General features: G+C 36.3%; 19 protein-coding genes. 10 read left to right on the top strand and 9 right to left on the bottom strand.

Annotated features, from left to right (window positions below):
- Positions 1–76 precede the first annotated feature (76 nt).
- On the bottom strand, positions 77–529 hold the full coding sequence (locus tag EHQ24_RS07120; protein WP_135600984.1) for a VanZ family protein: 453 nt from the start codon (positions 527–529) through the stop codon (positions 77–79).
- 41 nt (positions 530–570) lie between these two features.
- Entirely contained in the window at positions 571–876 is a 306-nt protein-coding gene (locus EHQ24_RS07115; RefSeq protein ID WP_002975595.1) for an HU family DNA-binding protein, read from the bottom strand.
- A gap of 177 nt (positions 877–1,053) precedes the next feature.
- Between EHQ24_RS07115 and EHQ24_RS07110 the strand changes: the two genes are divergently transcribed.
- Positions 1,054–2,331: an STAS domain-containing protein gene (locus tag EHQ24_RS07110; protein WP_135600983.1), complete on the top strand. Its 1,278-nt coding sequence runs from the start codon at positions 1,054–1,056 to the stop codon at positions 2,329–2,331.
- Complete coding sequence (locus EHQ24_RS07105; RefSeq protein WP_135600982.1) at positions 2,332–2,880, top strand: hypothetical protein; 549 nt, start codon at positions 2,332–2,334, stop codon at positions 2,878–2,880.
- Here EHQ24_RS07105 and EHQ24_RS07100 read toward each other — a convergent pair.
- On the bottom strand, positions 2,789–3,316 hold the full coding sequence (locus EHQ24_RS07100; protein WP_135600981.1) for a hypothetical protein: 528 nt from the start codon (positions 3,314–3,316) through the stop codon (positions 2,789–2,791). The two genes, EHQ24_RS07105 and EHQ24_RS07100, sit on opposite strands and share 92 nt — an antisense overlap.
- An 87-nt stretch (positions 3,317–3,403) precedes the next feature.
- Here EHQ24_RS07100 and EHQ24_RS07095 point away from each other — a divergent pair, with 87 nt between their 5' ends.
- Complete coding sequence (locus EHQ24_RS07095; protein WP_135600980.1) at positions 3,404–4,906, top strand: HDOD domain-containing protein; 1,503 nt, start codon at positions 3,404–3,406, stop codon at positions 4,904–4,906.
- A gap of 2 nt (positions 4,907–4,908) precedes the next feature.
- Positions 4,909–5,160: a hypothetical protein gene (locus tag EHQ24_RS07090; RefSeq protein ID WP_135600979.1), complete on the top strand. Its 252-nt coding sequence runs from the start codon at positions 4,909–4,911 to the stop codon at positions 5,158–5,160.
- On the opposite strand, the gene EHQ24_RS07085 is transcribed toward EHQ24_RS07090, so the two are convergent.
- Positions 5,161–5,601, bottom strand: coding sequence for a Crp/Fnr family transcriptional regulator (locus EHQ24_RS07085; protein WP_004787909.1), 441 nt, complete (start codon positions 5,599–5,601; stop codon positions 5,161–5,163).
- A 94-nt stretch (positions 5,602–5,695) separates the two neighbouring features.
- Between EHQ24_RS07085 and EHQ24_RS07080 the strand changes: the two genes are divergently transcribed.
- Positions 5,696–6,790, top strand: a complete 1,095-nt coding sequence (locus EHQ24_RS07080) for an acyltransferase (RefSeq protein ID WP_244310327.1) — start codon at positions 5,696–5,698, stop codon at positions 6,788–6,790.
- Here EHQ24_RS07080 and EHQ24_RS07075 read toward each other — a convergent pair.
- The 4 genes from EHQ24_RS07075 to EHQ24_RS07060 are packed head-to-tail and all read right to left on the bottom strand — an operon-like array spanning position 6,732 to position 9,603.
- Positions 6,732–7,334, bottom strand: coding sequence for an NADPH-dependent FMN reductase (locus EHQ24_RS07075; RefSeq protein WP_135600978.1), 603 nt, complete (start codon positions 7,332–7,334; stop codon positions 6,732–6,734). The two genes, EHQ24_RS07080 and EHQ24_RS07075, sit on opposite strands and share 59 nt — an antisense overlap.
- A complete protein-coding gene (locus tag EHQ24_RS07070) occupies positions 7,331–7,975 on the bottom strand; it encodes a DUF1569 domain-containing protein (RefSeq protein WP_135600977.1) in 645 nt (214 codons plus the stop codon). The genes EHQ24_RS07075 and EHQ24_RS07070 overlap by 4 nt, the downstream gene beginning before the upstream one ends.
- Before the next feature lie 7 nt (positions 7,976–7,982).
- A complete protein-coding gene (locus EHQ24_RS07065; RefSeq protein WP_135600976.1) occupies positions 7,983–8,693 on the bottom strand; it encodes a ParB/RepB/Spo0J family partition protein in 711 nt (236 codons plus the stop codon).
- Positions 8,677–9,603 carry a ParA family protein gene (locus tag EHQ24_RS07060; protein ID WP_135600975.1) on the bottom strand — a complete coding sequence of 309 codons (927 nt, stop codon included), beginning with the start codon at positions 9,601–9,603 and terminating at the stop codon, positions 8,677–8,679. The genes EHQ24_RS07065 and EHQ24_RS07060 overlap by 17 nt, the downstream gene beginning before the upstream one ends.
- A gap of 181 nt (positions 9,604–9,784) precedes the next feature.
- Here EHQ24_RS07060 and EHQ24_RS07055 point away from each other — a divergent pair, with 181 nt between their 5' ends.
- From EHQ24_RS07055 to EHQ24_RS07040, 4 genes are read left to right on the top strand one after another with little or no spacing between them, the layout of a single operon-like run.
- Positions 9,785–10,834, top strand: coding sequence for a putative porin (locus EHQ24_RS07055; RefSeq protein WP_135600974.1), 1,050 nt, complete (start codon positions 9,785–9,787; stop codon positions 10,832–10,834).
- A gap of 19 nt (positions 10,835–10,853) precedes the next feature.
- Entirely contained in the window at positions 10,854–11,528 is a 675-nt protein-coding gene (locus EHQ24_RS07050; protein ID WP_135600973.1) for a M48 family metallopeptidase, read from the top strand.
- Entirely contained in the window at positions 11,529–12,002 is a 474-nt protein-coding gene (locus tag EHQ24_RS07045) for a low molecular weight protein-tyrosine-phosphatase (RefSeq protein WP_135600972.1), read from the top strand.
- A gap of 5 nt (positions 12,003–12,007) precedes the next feature.
- Positions 12,008–13,279 (top strand): NAD(P)/FAD-dependent oxidoreductase, encoded by a 1,272-nt coding sequence (locus EHQ24_RS07040; RefSeq protein ID WP_135600971.1) that lies wholly within the window; start codon positions 12,008–12,010, stop codon positions 13,277–13,279.
- Between the two features lie 236 nt (positions 13,280–13,515).
- Here the strand turns inward: EHQ24_RS07040 and EHQ24_RS07030 are convergent, their stop codons facing one another.
- Positions 13,516–13,875 (bottom strand): hypothetical protein, encoded by a 360-nt coding sequence (locus tag EHQ24_RS07030; protein WP_244310326.1) that lies wholly within the window; start codon positions 13,873–13,875, stop codon positions 13,516–13,518.
- 160 nt (positions 13,876–14,035) lie between these two features.
- Here EHQ24_RS07030 and EHQ24_RS07025 point away from each other — a divergent pair, with 160 nt between their 5' ends.
- Complete coding sequence (locus EHQ24_RS07025; protein WP_135600968.1) at positions 14,036–14,875, top strand: alpha/beta fold hydrolase; 840 nt, start codon at positions 14,036–14,038, stop codon at positions 14,873–14,875.

The raw sequence follows: 14,875 nt of genomic DNA, 5'->3' as shown, positions 1-14,875 counted from the left end.
AAGTTCTTATTTGTTCCAAAATTTGAACCAAGTTCAATATTTGACAACAAAAATACCTTCACCCAATCAAAAATCTTTAACCGCGAAATTCCTTAATGTATTCAGCTCTCACTTGGTCGACAAAATCATTTGTTAGATTGGTTCCAAATAATGCGGATAAGGTTTCTACTAATACATCATCCAAATCAAATCCTGTAAGGATCCATTCCATCAGTTCAAATGTGATATCAAGTGCCGGAATTGGATTTAACTCTGACTTTCCTCTTGCAATCTGTAACAAGAGGTTGGTGATGTTCCTAGGTTCACCTTTTTCTATGTAGGAACGAATTTCCGTCGGATAAGATACCATTAACTTTTGTTTGATGGCATTGGGTGTAAAAATGATCTGGTCTTCTGTAAGATCCAGAGCTTTTAGTAAATTGTCTTTTAGATTTTTTTCTGAATGATTGCTTTCTTGCCAAACAAGAAGAATTTTTTCTCCTACGAGAGAATCTTCAAATGGCAAAAAAGGATAAGGTTTTTTATCCATAAAATGCCCAGGGGGACACCCTCCTGGGTTCACAAACTAAATTATTTTTTTGGAGGCACAACTGCATCTTTGCAAGTTTTAGATAAAGTGAATTTAACAACAGTTTTAGCAGGAATTACGATGGCTTCACCAGTTGCAGGGTTTCTTCCTTTGCGTTTTGGACGATTGCGTTTAACAAGTTTTCCTAAACCTGGAATGATGAATGCTCCGTTTTTCTTGGTTTCTTTATAAGCGAGATCAACAAAGGAGTCTAGGAACGCTGCTACGTTCTTTTTGGTCATACCAGTTATTTCAGCAAGTTCGCTGAGCATTTCGGACTTCTTCATTGGGGTAGGAGTTGTTGCCATACTTTGATTTTCCTCTAAACCATTTAACGGTTACACATTATTTATAAAACTACATGATTTGGTACAAGACTAAATTGATTTTGGATACAATTTTTCTCGAAATTTATTAAGAAAAACGAAGTTTTTTCAAAAAAACCTTTATTTCCCTAAGGAAAATGGGAATTTCTTCCAAAACTCATGACTTCAACCAAGTATAAAAAGGTCGTAGTGGTATTCAAACGTACCAAATACGAATTGGATTTGGAAACTTATGGCTCCATTCAAGCCTACAAAGAAGTCGCACGTCAAAATCCAGAAGTCTTCGAAAGGACTTTTGAATCACACGAAAGGCAATTACAGTCACGTGACTTTCTGAAATCCCAAGTATTTCCTAATGCCGAGTTTGTATTTCGAGAAAATTTTGATCCCGAAGTTGGCACCAAATACGATTTGATCGTCGCTCATGGCGGTGATAACCATTTCACTTATGTGGCCCATTTGGCTGGGAATACTCATTTAATCGGTTGTAATTCCGATCCTGATTCCTCCGTGGGAGCATTACTCGGTTTTACCGCGGAAGAATTAAAAAAGGCAGTGGGTAACAATTTCAGGCAAACAAAATTGGAATCCTGGTCACTACTTGATACAGAAATTCAATATCCCAACGGCACCAAACTGAAAACTGTACCAGCCATTTGCGAACTTTCTGTACGAAATAGTAGCCCAGACCTTACATCTCGCTTTTGGATTTCTTACCAAGGAAAGAAAGAAGAACAAAAATGTTCAGGCCTGTTAGTTTATACGGGAGCGGGTTCCACCGGATGGATTACTTCCTGTTTTCCTAAAAAATTCCCACCTTTTTCAAAACATGAGCCGTTTTTCCATGTTTATTCTCGAGAAATCCGAGTGAAGTCCCCAGAAACAGAGTTTTCCTTGGCAGATTTCCGGGCTTTAGATCAAGTGGAAGTTATTTCTGAAATGAATGGTGGTTTGGCTGTCGATTCCCTTACGGAAAGACATTATCCTTTTCCACCTTATGCCAAGGCGACAATTCGGTTATCGCCCGAGAAATTATTTGTAATTGTTCCGCTAAAGAGAGGGGAATCCATGCAAGACTTACCATACGAAATAGAACAAAAACGCATCAATGGAACCGTCATCGTCCAAATCAAAGGTCGTATGGAATCGGGTCCACTGGATCGAATCACACAAACGATCTTAGATGAAATGGTCGGAACCGATAGAAAACATCTCATTTTGGATTTTTCAGAACTCCGATACATATCTAGTTTAGGAATCCGAATGATTTTAGATGTGAAAATGAACTTACAAAAAAGAAATAAAGAGATGGCACTGGTCGGAGTGACTAGTTCTATCTTACAAGTATTTCATTTGTTAGGACTTTCCAGTGCTTTTCAATTTTATAGTGACCGTGAAGAAGCGTTGAAGTCATTTGAGGAGCCATCTAAGTCCTAGATGTCTCCAAAAATCTCGGTTTGGATCTCCAATTCGGTTTTTATTTCCTTTATTGTTATTTCCCTATTCTATTCGCTTGTTCATTTTGAAAATAGTTACTTAAAATCAGAAACGCAAACTCTAACAACAGAGAAAAACAGAAGTTTTGCGATCGTCCAAGAACTCTCACGAGTCAAAAACCAATTCCCTATTGCTTACCAATGCCACTACAGTTTTGGCCTGAGTAATGGTTCTCTTTTTGAAATTACAGAACGGATACCCTATTCTATCTACAAAAGACTTAGGTTAGGTGATACAATTGAAGTTTATAAAAAAGAAATTAGAATTTTCGGAAAACAAACAGCCATTTCGCAAATTAGAGGGAATGAGGAACCACTCCCCCTTTTGGAAAACTTAGAAAGATATTTTTTATATGGATTTATCTATTTACTCGTACTCGCCGGTGTTTCCTTACCAATTAGGGTTTTGGGATTACTATCTCGAACTTATCCTTCGCAGCAAAAACCAGTTGAGACTGGCGAGACTGTTGTAAATAAAGTTCAGGATTAACATCAAAACTCACAAAACACATATATTTATCATGTTTCACAATGTACATATATTCTAAATAGTTTAGATGGGTGTTTTGAGTCATAAAACCACGAAGCCATTTACTTTCTCTATACACTCTTTCGTATTGAACATTTGTAGCATCGATTTTTTTGATAGCTTCTACCGATTCTTTAGAATAGTCGCGACTCATGATCTCTTTTTTGAGCGTCTTAATCAAGTTATATTCTAGTTTCGCTTTATTAGGTGGTAAATTTTCTGGGCGGGTTTTATAGTAGTATTCGAATAACTCTTTATCCTGTCCCTCTTTTGCATCGTGATTCTCTTGATTCACATCGGTAGAAGTAACTTGTGGTTTGGTGTCCTGTGCAGAAATAGAGGCAACTGCTACAAATAACACAAGGGCAATAGGAAGGGATTTTTTTAAGAGTTCCATAGTCTTTATTATCGGAATCCTGACAGAAATTTCAAAATAAAATTTTCGGTTTTCAAAAAGAGAAACAAGGTTCAAAACAGGTTTATCATGTCGATTCCCCCGCTCATCACCTTCCAGGAGGACTTTCTTTCGGGAAAACTAATTTCCAAAGAATATGTCCACTTTTCGGAAATCGACTGCCCGGAACTCGATGTCTGGATTGGTAGGATCGTCAGGAGTATCTCTCTAGAATTCTTACATGAAATTCTATTTACAATCCTAAGTGAACTACTAGTAAACGGATGTAAGGCTAACGGGAAACGTGTTTTTTTTCAGGAACAAGGTTTGAATCTTTGGGATCAAAAAGACTATGGTCGAGGGATCCCTCTTTACAAAGACGAATTCGGACACAACCGCAAACGTGTTTTTTTGGCCCTAGAGGATTCCCCCTATAAAATAACTTTAAGCACAATTTTCAAAGAAGACTATATTGAATTCAAGGTTCGTAATAACGCTAAGATCCTCCCTGAAGAAAAAAACAGAATTCTAAAACGAGTACAAGCATCCGCGAAATACAAAAACATAAACGATGCTTACCGTGAGTCCATTGACAACGAAGAAAGTTCTGGTCTTGGAATTGTACTCATTCACATCTTACTCAGAAATTCAGGAATCTCAAACCAATTCTTTCAACTAATGACAACAGATGATTATACTGAAGTCATCATTCGAATTCCGAAACAACTCATCCCAAAAGAAAACCAAATCAATATAAAAAATCTTCTGGTCAGGGAAGTGAATAATCTCCCTCCCCTACCACCACAGATTCAAAAACTCATAGTGATTGCTAAAAAAAAGGATGTCGATTGGCACGAAATTTCTGGCCAAGTAGAAAAAGATCCAGCAATTACAGCCGAAATACTGAAAATAGCAAACTCACCATTATTTGGAGCCCATACACCAATTATCTCCGTATTAGAAGGTGTAAAAAGAATCGGACTTAAAAATCTAGAATCTATCTTTTTGACATTGGGAGCAAAAAGAATACTTAACACTCGCTATGCGAAACAAGTTCTAGTTTGGACACATTCTTTCAAAACCTCGATGTATGCGAGGTTTCTCATTGAAGATAGCAAAAAACATTTAAAGTTATTGGAACCAGCCATCATTTGTGGATTACTTCACGATTTAGGCAGGATGGTTCTATTATCGCTTGATTTAAGCCAAGTCAATCAAATTCGAGTTCTAAGAAGTGATGACAGTAATGAAATTTCAGAATGGGTTGAAGAATATACACTAGGGACAACACATTCCGAAATTGGTTATTTGATGTCAGAAAAATGGAAGTTCCCTGAAGAAATTCTAGATGTCATTCGTTACCATCACAAACCTTGGCAATGCAGAACCAGAAACAATATCCTTTGCCAAATTATTTATTTAGCAGATATTTTAGCCAATATTGGTCGAGGCAAAGGGAACTATTTTACTGTGGAACCCGAAGTATTGGAATATTTCGAAATTAAATCTGAAAAGGAATTTCGCGATATGCAAGATAGGTTTAAATTACAATTTGAGGAACATAGAGAAGAATACCAAAATCTCTTATTTTAAATATGAACTGGAAAGATTTACTTAGCTTAGAAGATAATCAACTCGAAGATCCAAAACTCGCTGATGAATTCAATTTAGTTGGGCACCCAGAATATCCGAGTATTTCTTCACTTCCACCAGAAGAAACTTTAGAAATCTTAAAAGAGTTTTTGATGGCGGAAGGACAAGTTGTAAATATAAAAAATCTTTTAAGTTATGCTCCCATTTTAGAAATTACATTAATCAAAAAAAACTTACCTACTATTTACGGATAATCACTCCACATCCTGGACATCACTAATTCCTATTTGATGTTCTTTACCAACGTCATTACTAAATTCAATTTTCTTAGCCACGGATTTTTCCATACTACTAATGAGTAACTCATTTGTACGCGCAAGCCTGTCGGCCATAATAGAAACCATCTTTGCTGCAAACTTTGGATTTTTAACAAGAAAGTTTTCTAACTGTTGTTTACTTTCAATGACTGCTACTTCGCAGTTTGTTATGGTTCTTGCAGTGGCGCTTCTTGGATTGGAACTAAACAAAGCCATCTCACCAAAAAAATCACCGGGTTTCATCAGTGCCAATCGAGTTTGGCTATTATTGACTGTAAAAAAAATCTCAACGTTTCCTTGAAGGATGATGTACATCGCATTATTCAGTTCCCCTTCTTTGAAGATCCTCTGATTCGGCGGAATGTTGAGTTTGCTCATTGGTTCGTGGCTCCTGTATCTATTTTTGGCTATTTTGCCTAAAATCTGAATTCATTTTCCTTTCCCCCAGGAAATCTGAAAAGAAAATGCCTTAATGGAGAAGACAATTATGGAATGGGAATTACTAGGGATCATACTAGCAGGCTTCGGGGCTTTGTATCTTTGGGCCTTTCGAATCCCCTACTCACTTCCACACCCTATAGCCACTCCCGTTGGAAGAGAAAATCGATTCGATATTCTTCGTGGATTTGCCATGATTGGGATTGTCATCATCCACATTCATTCTTACTTTCAATTTTTCCATCCGGCAGACACCTCAGTGATCCGGACTACATTGTTTCTTTCCAATTTGTCACGTTTTTCGGTTCCCCTATTTATCATTACTTCTGCAATTTTCTTACGAAAAAAAGAAGGATATTGGACTTCAAAATTTAAGAACCTTTTGATTCCGTATACGATCGCGTCGGTTGTCGGATATTTCATCAAATACAATCATTATACAGTTTTGGAATTTTTACAATTTTACCTATTAGGAAAGGTATTTGCTCCCTTTTATTTTGTCCCACTACTAATTCAGTTTTATATCTTCTACTATATTTTTGAAAGAATCTTAATGAACTCTAAGTATTCAAATTCATTACTTTTGATCTCATTTTTAATCAACCTTAGTTCGAATTTAGGTTTTTTTGACAATTTAATTGCTAAGGACTATCATTCGATTTCTATTTTGAATTACATTTTTTTCTTTCTATTGGGAATCCGAATTGGCCTTTCAAAAGAAGAAAAGAACAAACCTGCAGCGAATATCTTTGTTCTTTTGGGAACTTTTAGTTTAATTATTTTATTTCTATTAATCTGTTTCAGTGGAATCTATGGGGTTGATTTTAAAAATCACCACTTAGTATACCCCATTTTTTTCTTTCTCTTCATTTGGGAGATTCTGCCAAAATTAAGCCAAAAAGTATCCAATTGGATCTGTTTTATTGGAACCAATAGTCTTTTTATTTTCCTTTTACATCCATTTGTGATTCATATGATGCATAGTTTTGACCCCTATTCCTTCGGCGGCCCAATTCTAGGTTACATAGTGACTTTGATTTTGAATGTTGGAATACCTACTGCGATCGCAGTTATAGTCCAAAAGGGTAAGTCTTTATATCAATCACACCACTTTCCCGAACAGCAGTGAAAGCCTTTGCGTATTCAATTAATACGTTCAGAACATAACTAAGTCTTGTACGAATGTATTCGTCATCTTTACCTTCGGGGGTTTCTGAATTTAATACAGATTCCACATGACGAACAATTACATGATCAGGAAGGTAAACAATCCTAGTATTTTTGTAACTAGACATACGAAGTTCTGCATTTGGATAACTTCCACCCATTCCACTCGAAACAGTAACAATCACACCTGGTTTGTGAGAAATATCTCCGCCAGATAAATAAAGAAAAAAGTTTTTTAATGCGGGACTTGCCATTCCTGCATACTCAGGAGAAAGAAAGATATAAGCATCCGCGCTGGCAAATCCCTTGCTATATTCTAACCAAAACTTTTTGATTTCAGAATCCTTTTCCCACATTGTGGGCTCCCAAAGTGGAAGCGGATTTCCACCCAAATCGAAAACTAAAACTTCGATTCCTTTTGTTTCTAATATTTTTGCTAAAAATTTTGCGACTTTTAATGATTGAGAATTTTTTCTGTGGCTACCTGCTACTAAACACACTTTCATTTAGCCCCTCCACCTTGATTTTTATTGCCCTTGTGATGGGTTTTCTTTTTATTTTTCCATTTTCTGTTATTATGACCGCTTGGTTTTGTATCTCGATCATCTTTTTTCTTCTGTGGATGATGATTGTGTTTTTTATCTGTAAAAGTTTTTTCTTTTTTTTGTTCTCTTTCTTTAGCAAACCTTAACTTTTCATCACCATACAATTGAATATATCCAAACAAAAACATCGAGAGAATTCCATGAATTCTTTCCCATTGTTTTTTATCTAATTCTCCAAATACGGAATGTTCCGCAAAGGGCCCCGAATGTAACTTAAATGCGGTTAGTGATGTTTTTAATCGAAGTAGAGCGGATTCGGAATCACCCAAGTCTTTTGGTGGGAACCCAGGAATTTGATTTGCTTTTGTATAATTCCCTTTGGATATAAGTTTTGCGAATTTATACTTACCCAATAATTTATTGATTGTATTACGTTTATTGGTTGATCCAATTCTTTGGATCGATAACTCTATCGATTCTGCCAAAAAATCGTAAACTTGCGTTAAACTAACATCACCTTTTTGTTTTTTTTCACAAGCAATAATGATGGACAACTCTCTTTCGATATCTTCCATCGTTTTAAGTTTTAAATTTGATTTCATTTTTCCTCTATTCGTTGATCCCGTACTTCTTTTTGAGCAAACCCAATTCTTTTAAAAAGTTATCCCTGACTTTTCCACTCAGTTTACCAAAATTAATGCTAATACGACTTGTTCCAGACCCAACTCGGGGTGAAATGGTTTCACCCCCCCTATTCTCTTTTCGTTTTAATAATTCCTCAAGGTTCTTAACTGAAAGTGGTTTCCCGCTAATCATTAGTTCCATAACTGATTTTTGATCCAGTCTAGCAATACTACTAAGTTGTTTTACATATCGACCGCTGTAACCCAACAATTCGGACACTTCTTCGGCTGTTTTTCTTTTTTCCTTTCTAAGGAATTGAATCGCCTTCCCCACTTCCCACGGATTCAAGTTTTTCCTTTTTTCATTTTCCGCAAGAGACATCTCATAACAAACGTCTTCATTTGCATCCGTAATGATAGCGGGAATTTCTTTCCAACCTAATTTAATGGCTGCTCTGTAACGACGTTCCCCGGCAACAATTAGATATTTTCCTTTGTCTTTTCTAACAAGGATAGGTTCAATTAACCCCAACCTTTCCATCGAAGGTAACAAGTCCGTTGTATCTTCACGTCCAATCAACCGTGGTTGCGTCGGGTTTGGGAAAATCTGACTCAACTCCAAATGTGAAGGGTTCTTTTTCTTTTCAGAGTATGCGGAGATTAAATCTAAAGCCTGGAATTCAGTTTTTTTGGACATCGATTTTGTTTTTAACCTCTGTAGCAAGATCTCTAAAATTCTTCATTGTTGTTAAATCTATTTTTGCAAGAAAAGACATCTTTGCCTGTGCTTGTGGAATGGCTTCACGTCGCTGAATGACAGTTTCGAAAACAGGGAAATATTTTTTTACACCTTCAGCCAAACCGGCAAGTGCCTTTTGTCCTTCGTATTGATTCAACACAGCTCCAAGAAGTTTCAATCGTTGGTTTGCTTTTTTTTGAATTTTTTGGAAGGTTTCGTACAAGTCTCTGATTCCTTGCAAACTAAATGCCCTTGTTTGTATAGGAACTAAAATATAGTCTGCGCAAATAAGAGCATTCTCTAAAATTAATCCAAGAGATGGCGGGCAATCAATGATAATATATTCATACCTAGAACGAAGCGGAAGGATTGCTTCATTTAATAGTTCAAAATCATCTCTTTCGTAAGGTGTTGTAAGATTAGCAAGCTCCAAAGTGGACGGCAGTAAATCAAAATTCTCAGCAATAGTTCTAACCGCAGGTGTAATATCCTTAGATTTTTTCCCGCGATACCCTAAGTAATCCATAACAGAGGGTACATCGTCTTTTAAAAAAAGTTGGGTTGCATTAGCTTGTGGATCCCAATCAATCAATAATACTTTATGATTTTCCGAGAGTGCTTCTGCGAGGTAAAGACTGATAGTTGTTTTCCCCTCCCCTCCCTTTTGGTTTGATATCGCAATCACGTGACTATCCAAACCATCATCTTTGCTAGGCTCAAAATATTTAACCAAAACTGACTGTTTGAATTCACCTGTTTTCCAACCAGGAATTTTCAGGTTAGTTGCCTTGGTAGAAAACTCACCTGTTTTCAAACCAACGAATTTAGCTGCTTCTTCTTCAGTTAGTGTAGTTTCTGTTTTGCCCATAACTTCCCCAAATGATGCGTAAATCCACCCAGACTGTCAATTTAATTATGTCTCCTAGGGGTGAAATCATTTCACCCCCAAATAAGACAAAGTCAGAAGAAAAATACTTAGGAAACATCACTTCACCTTTCTTTCTTTTTAAATTAGGAATTTACAACTTTTAGGTAAGGAAGAACCTTCGCTGGTGCCCAAAATATCCAAATTTCCTTTTTTATTTTTAATTCTAAGTCTTAACACAATTTCCGCAGAAGTAATCTGGGGCCCAACTGTCGAAAGGTCTGGCGGTGAATATATTTTTGAAACCGGAAATAAATACCCAAACTTATCAGGGATTCGCGGCGGATCCCGAATCTCTTTTCCCAGAACCTTTTCGTTATTTGGAATCCAAGGAATCTTTACAAAAGATAGACTCGAAATCAGTGGAGCACTAAAAACAACAGGTTGGTACCAAAAATCGGGAGAGGCTCGTGATGAAGATTTTTTCCTAGGGTCAGTATCTACCGAGAACACAACAAACATCGCAACACGGGAATGGAGCTATCGTGACTCTGCGACAATATATTCCGGCAGTCGTAACTTTGCCGATGGGAAAGGAAAATCGACTGTCTTTGAAAATCGAGCCGAAATATACGGCAGATATTATTTCCAAACAGGGAATCCTAATTACTGGATTGATGGCTCCGGATTTTTTCTTTCTATGGGAGCCAGATATTCTTATTTTAAATACATTTTCTACGACGTAAATCAGTATATAGAATCTACTCCAGTGTTTTATGGACCTATTGGAATGGGACTTACATTTTCAAACGATTTATGGGAATTTTTTACAGGTGGTGGATACCGTTATTCGTCAGGAGATTTTTATGCGGACTTTAGTTTTATGCCATCATTCGGGAGAATCAAAACCAGAGATTTCCATGTACAAAGATCCATTAACTTTTTTTCCGAAAACTACGGATTTGGTTGGGCATCAAAAGCGGAAGTTGGGTACAAAATGGGGCCAAGTTGGCTTAGTTATATTCGGGTCAATCACAGAAGATTTTTTTCCGAAGGTAGCTTTACCTCCCATGGTGGATTAACAAGGGACGACTTAACTTCCAATTTAGTAAGTGGATTCAAATCGCATATCAACATTAAAGATTATTCCATTGAAATCGGTGCTCTGAATAAACTAGATTGGTCACCTGGTGAGTCAGAAAATTCTGAAAAAGTAGTACCTAATATAGAGTAATAAAACTATCTAATACATAATGGTAGATTTTGAAATAGAAAGAAAAACTACAAAAGGAAGAAACATTTCTCTTGTAGTTTACCAAAACGGAAAAGTAGTCTTAAAACATCCTGCCCGAATTCCCCAAAAACAACTGGAAGAATTTATAGCCGAAAAAAAAGGTTGGGTTCTTTCAAAACTAAAAAGTCTCCCAAAAGATATCCCACAAAAACTAAAATTCCAAGAAGGAGAAAAAACTCATATCTTTGGAGAAACGAAAACTTTCCTTATCAGTTCAAATCAAAAATTTGGCCTAGAAGGTAATACCTTAAAAATCCCCAAAACAAAAAGCGAACAAGCTAACGTCCGAAAAGGAAAACTCATCTTAAAAGAAATTCTTTTAGAAAAAATAAAACCTATTATTGAATCTACGTCCACTGCCTTAAATACAAAAGTTACGAAGTTATCAATCAAACCAATGCGTTCACTCTGGGGAAGTTGTAATTCAAAAAATCAAATATCCTTGAACTTAAGTTTAGTTCATTGTCCGGAAACAATCATTGAATATATTGTCCTACATGAAATTGCACATACCATTGAACACAATCATTCAAATAGGTTCTGGAAAATTGTTGAGTCACAAAATCCCAACTACAAATTTGCAGAGAAGTGGTTAAAAGAAGTCGGGAAAAAATACATCTATTACCTTAATTAAATGAAAGAAAAAACAAAAGTTCTATTTATCTGCCTGGGAAACATTTGCCGTTCACCCGCTGCCGAAGGTGCATTAAAAAATTTAGTCCATCAAAAAAAATTAACCCATTCATTTGAAATCGACTCTTGCGGGACTTCAGGATATCATGATGGTGATTTACCTGATCCAAGAACTAGAAAAGCAGCAGAAAAAAGAGGAATCCATTTAACCCACAAATCAAGAAAACTTACTACAAACGATCTAAATTATTTTGATTATTTATTAGTTATGGATGAGAACAATTTCAAAGATGTAATGAGTCTAACAAGAGACACAAAAATTCAGGAAAAAATATTTCTCTTTGGCCAATTTCGGAGCGATAAAGGAGAACCAATTGTCCCAGATCCGTATTACAAAACCGAACCGGCATTTGATAAAGTTCAGGATCTTGTAGAGGACTGTTCCCGTGGTTTTCTAAATTTTTTAGGAGTATAAGTTACATGACCCAAATAAAGAAAAAAGTATTAATTGTTGGAGCCGGTTTTGGTGGGTTACAAGTAATCAAAACTCTGGCTAACCATAAATCCTTTGAAATTACTGTAGTTGATAAAAAAAATCACCATCTTTTCCAACCTCTATTATACCAAGTTGCTACCGCTGTGTTATCACCTGCAGACATTGCGATTCCCTCTAGGTCTATCACAACCAAATACAAAAACGTAAAAATTTTACTCGGTGATGTCACTGAAATAGATTTCAAAAATCGACAAGTAAAGTTTCAAAATAATACAGAAACCTATGATTACTTAATCCTCGCAACAGGTGCACGCACTAGTTTTTTTGGAAATCACTCTTGGAAAGAAAAAACCTTAGGTTTAAAAAATCTAAAGGACGCACTTGCTATCAGAAGGAGAATCCTTCTTTCTTTCGAACAAGCGGAACTCATTGGTAACTACGAAAAAGCCAAAAGTTTTATGCACTATGTGATTATCGGCGGAGGACCAACTGGGGTAGAACTCGCAGGTTCCATCGCAGAACTTTCCCATAATATTATCAGAAAAGATTTTAGAAATATAGACTCTGGAATGACAAAGGTGACTCTGATCGAAGCTGGTCCAAGACTACTCACTGCGTTCAGCGAAAAATCAAGTACCTTTACTAAAGAAAAATTAGAGAGTAGGGGAGTGGAAGTTCTCACAAATTCCCCAGTTTTAGATATTACAGACTCTGGTGTCGTATTAAAAGACAGAACCATAGAATCAAAAACAGTAATATGGGCTGCCGGAGTGGAGGGATCAGAATTAGCAAAAAATATACCAATTAACAAGGACAAGGCGAATCGAATCATAGTAGATGAATTTTGTAGGACAATTGAATATCCAGAAGTATTTGTGATTGGAGATGCAGCAAACTATAGCAAAGGTCTCAGTAGACCACTACCAGGAGTTTCTCCTGTGGCTATGCAACAAGGTAGATATGTTGCCAAAATCATCGATTCCATCGAAAAGAAAAAAACACTATCTCCATTTCACTATTTTGATAAAGGGAATATGGCAACCATAGGTAGAACTGACGCGGTTGCAGAGTTTGGTAAATTTCGACTAAAAGGAATTTTAGGATGGCTTGGTTGGCTTTTTATACATCTTGTGTATCAAGTTGGATTCAAAAATAAAGTAAGTACACTTCTCAGTTGGGTATGGAGTTATTTGACTTTCAGGGCAGGATCTAGGCTCATTCAAGAAGAGATGGATGAACTTTCAATTAGACCTTAAATTGTAACGGTTTTTCTCAGACTCTGAAATGCATTTTTTATATGCCAATTCAGTATTTGTGATCCAAACTGTAGAGTTAAGTTCAGTGTTACCATTCGTTGTATGTCTTTCAAGGATTGGTAACATAAAAATGTAACTGTTGTTTCTTGTGTTTTCACATTCTTCTCGGATTTGGCCCTCACGAGAAAATTGCGAACACTGAATCAAAAAGAAAACTAAACTAAAAAAAATACGAATCATCTGGATTGGCCTAAAAGAGTTTTTAATTTTAGAAGTTCTGAATAGTTTTCTTTAGAAAGAAAACTTTGGTTTGTATCTATAAATTGTATATCTTCTTCGGCTTTATGTAGCTGCGATTGCTTATATTCTGGTTTATGAGTCACTTTCAGAATAACATCACCTTTATATCCGGTTTCTCCGTTTGCTTCTAGAATCGTAGACTTAACTCGCTTCAAATACACTGGAAGTAAGTTCTGTACAGGAACATCTTTCCCATACTCAGTAATCCCAAAGGTAAGTAAGGTAATTTTTTTTCTATGGATTTCTGTCGCATCTGCCTTTTTTTCACAGTCTTCTAAACTTGCACATATAACCATTGGTTTAGACTCCGAGAAAAGTGGGATTACCTGGAGAACCAGCAATACACTCAAAAGTAAATGTTTCATGAAGAAATTACATAAAAATGCAAAAAAGAATCAAGCCTAAATCGAAAAGATAAATGTTTACAATGAGAAGGAATTCAAAAGGCTTAGGTATATGTTACCGATTTCTGTTCGCACAAAATTCCACTCGATTGAGGGAGTAGAGTGGGGGAATCCACAAGGAACACCAATCCTTGCCTTCCATGGTTGGTTGGATAATGCCAATAGTTTTGCACCTATCGCCAAATATTTTCCAGAGTACAGATTTATATCAATGGATTTCCCAGGCCATGGAAAATCGAGTCACAAACCAGAAAATACCGTTTATTATTTTGCAGAGTATGCATTGGAAATTGTTTCCATCGCTCAGGCTTTAGGACTAGAAAATTTTATTCTTATGGCACACTCAATGGGTGCCGCAATATCAACGTTAGTTGCAGGAACCAATCTTTTAAAAATCAAAAAACTTGTTCTTATTGAATCACTTGGACCTCTCACAAATTTATCCGAATCTGCGCCAGAAATTTTAACTGAGGCAATCAAACAAGTTCTGCACCCAAGGGGCAAAAAAGAAACGTATTTTCCAAATATGGAATCAGCGGTTGCCATTAGGATGCGAGCAGGTGACATGAAGTTAGAATCAGCAGAAATCCTAATGGAACGTGGGATTGAAAAAACTCCAAAAGGATTAAAACCCAGAAGAGACTTAAGACTTCACTACAATTCATTTTTTCGATACACAGAAGAACAAATAGAATCTTTTTGTAATCGGATCGATTGCCCAACATTACTCATATTAGGTGACAAATCAAGCTTCCCCATTGCCGAAAAATACGAAAACAGAATCAATGCAGTAAACAACCTAAAAAAAGTTACCCTAGATGGAGGACACCACTTACATATGGATTCTCCCAAAGAAGTAGCTTCTGTCATTTTAGAATTTTTAGAAAATTAA

This window comes from Leptospira noumeaensis (assembly GCF_004770765.1).
GTDB lineage: Bacteria > Spirochaetota > Leptospiria > Leptospirales > Leptospiraceae > Leptospira_A > Leptospira_A noumeaensis.
Note: the sequence above shows the minus strand (reverse complement) of the source record. Positions and strands in the feature narration are given on the sequence as shown.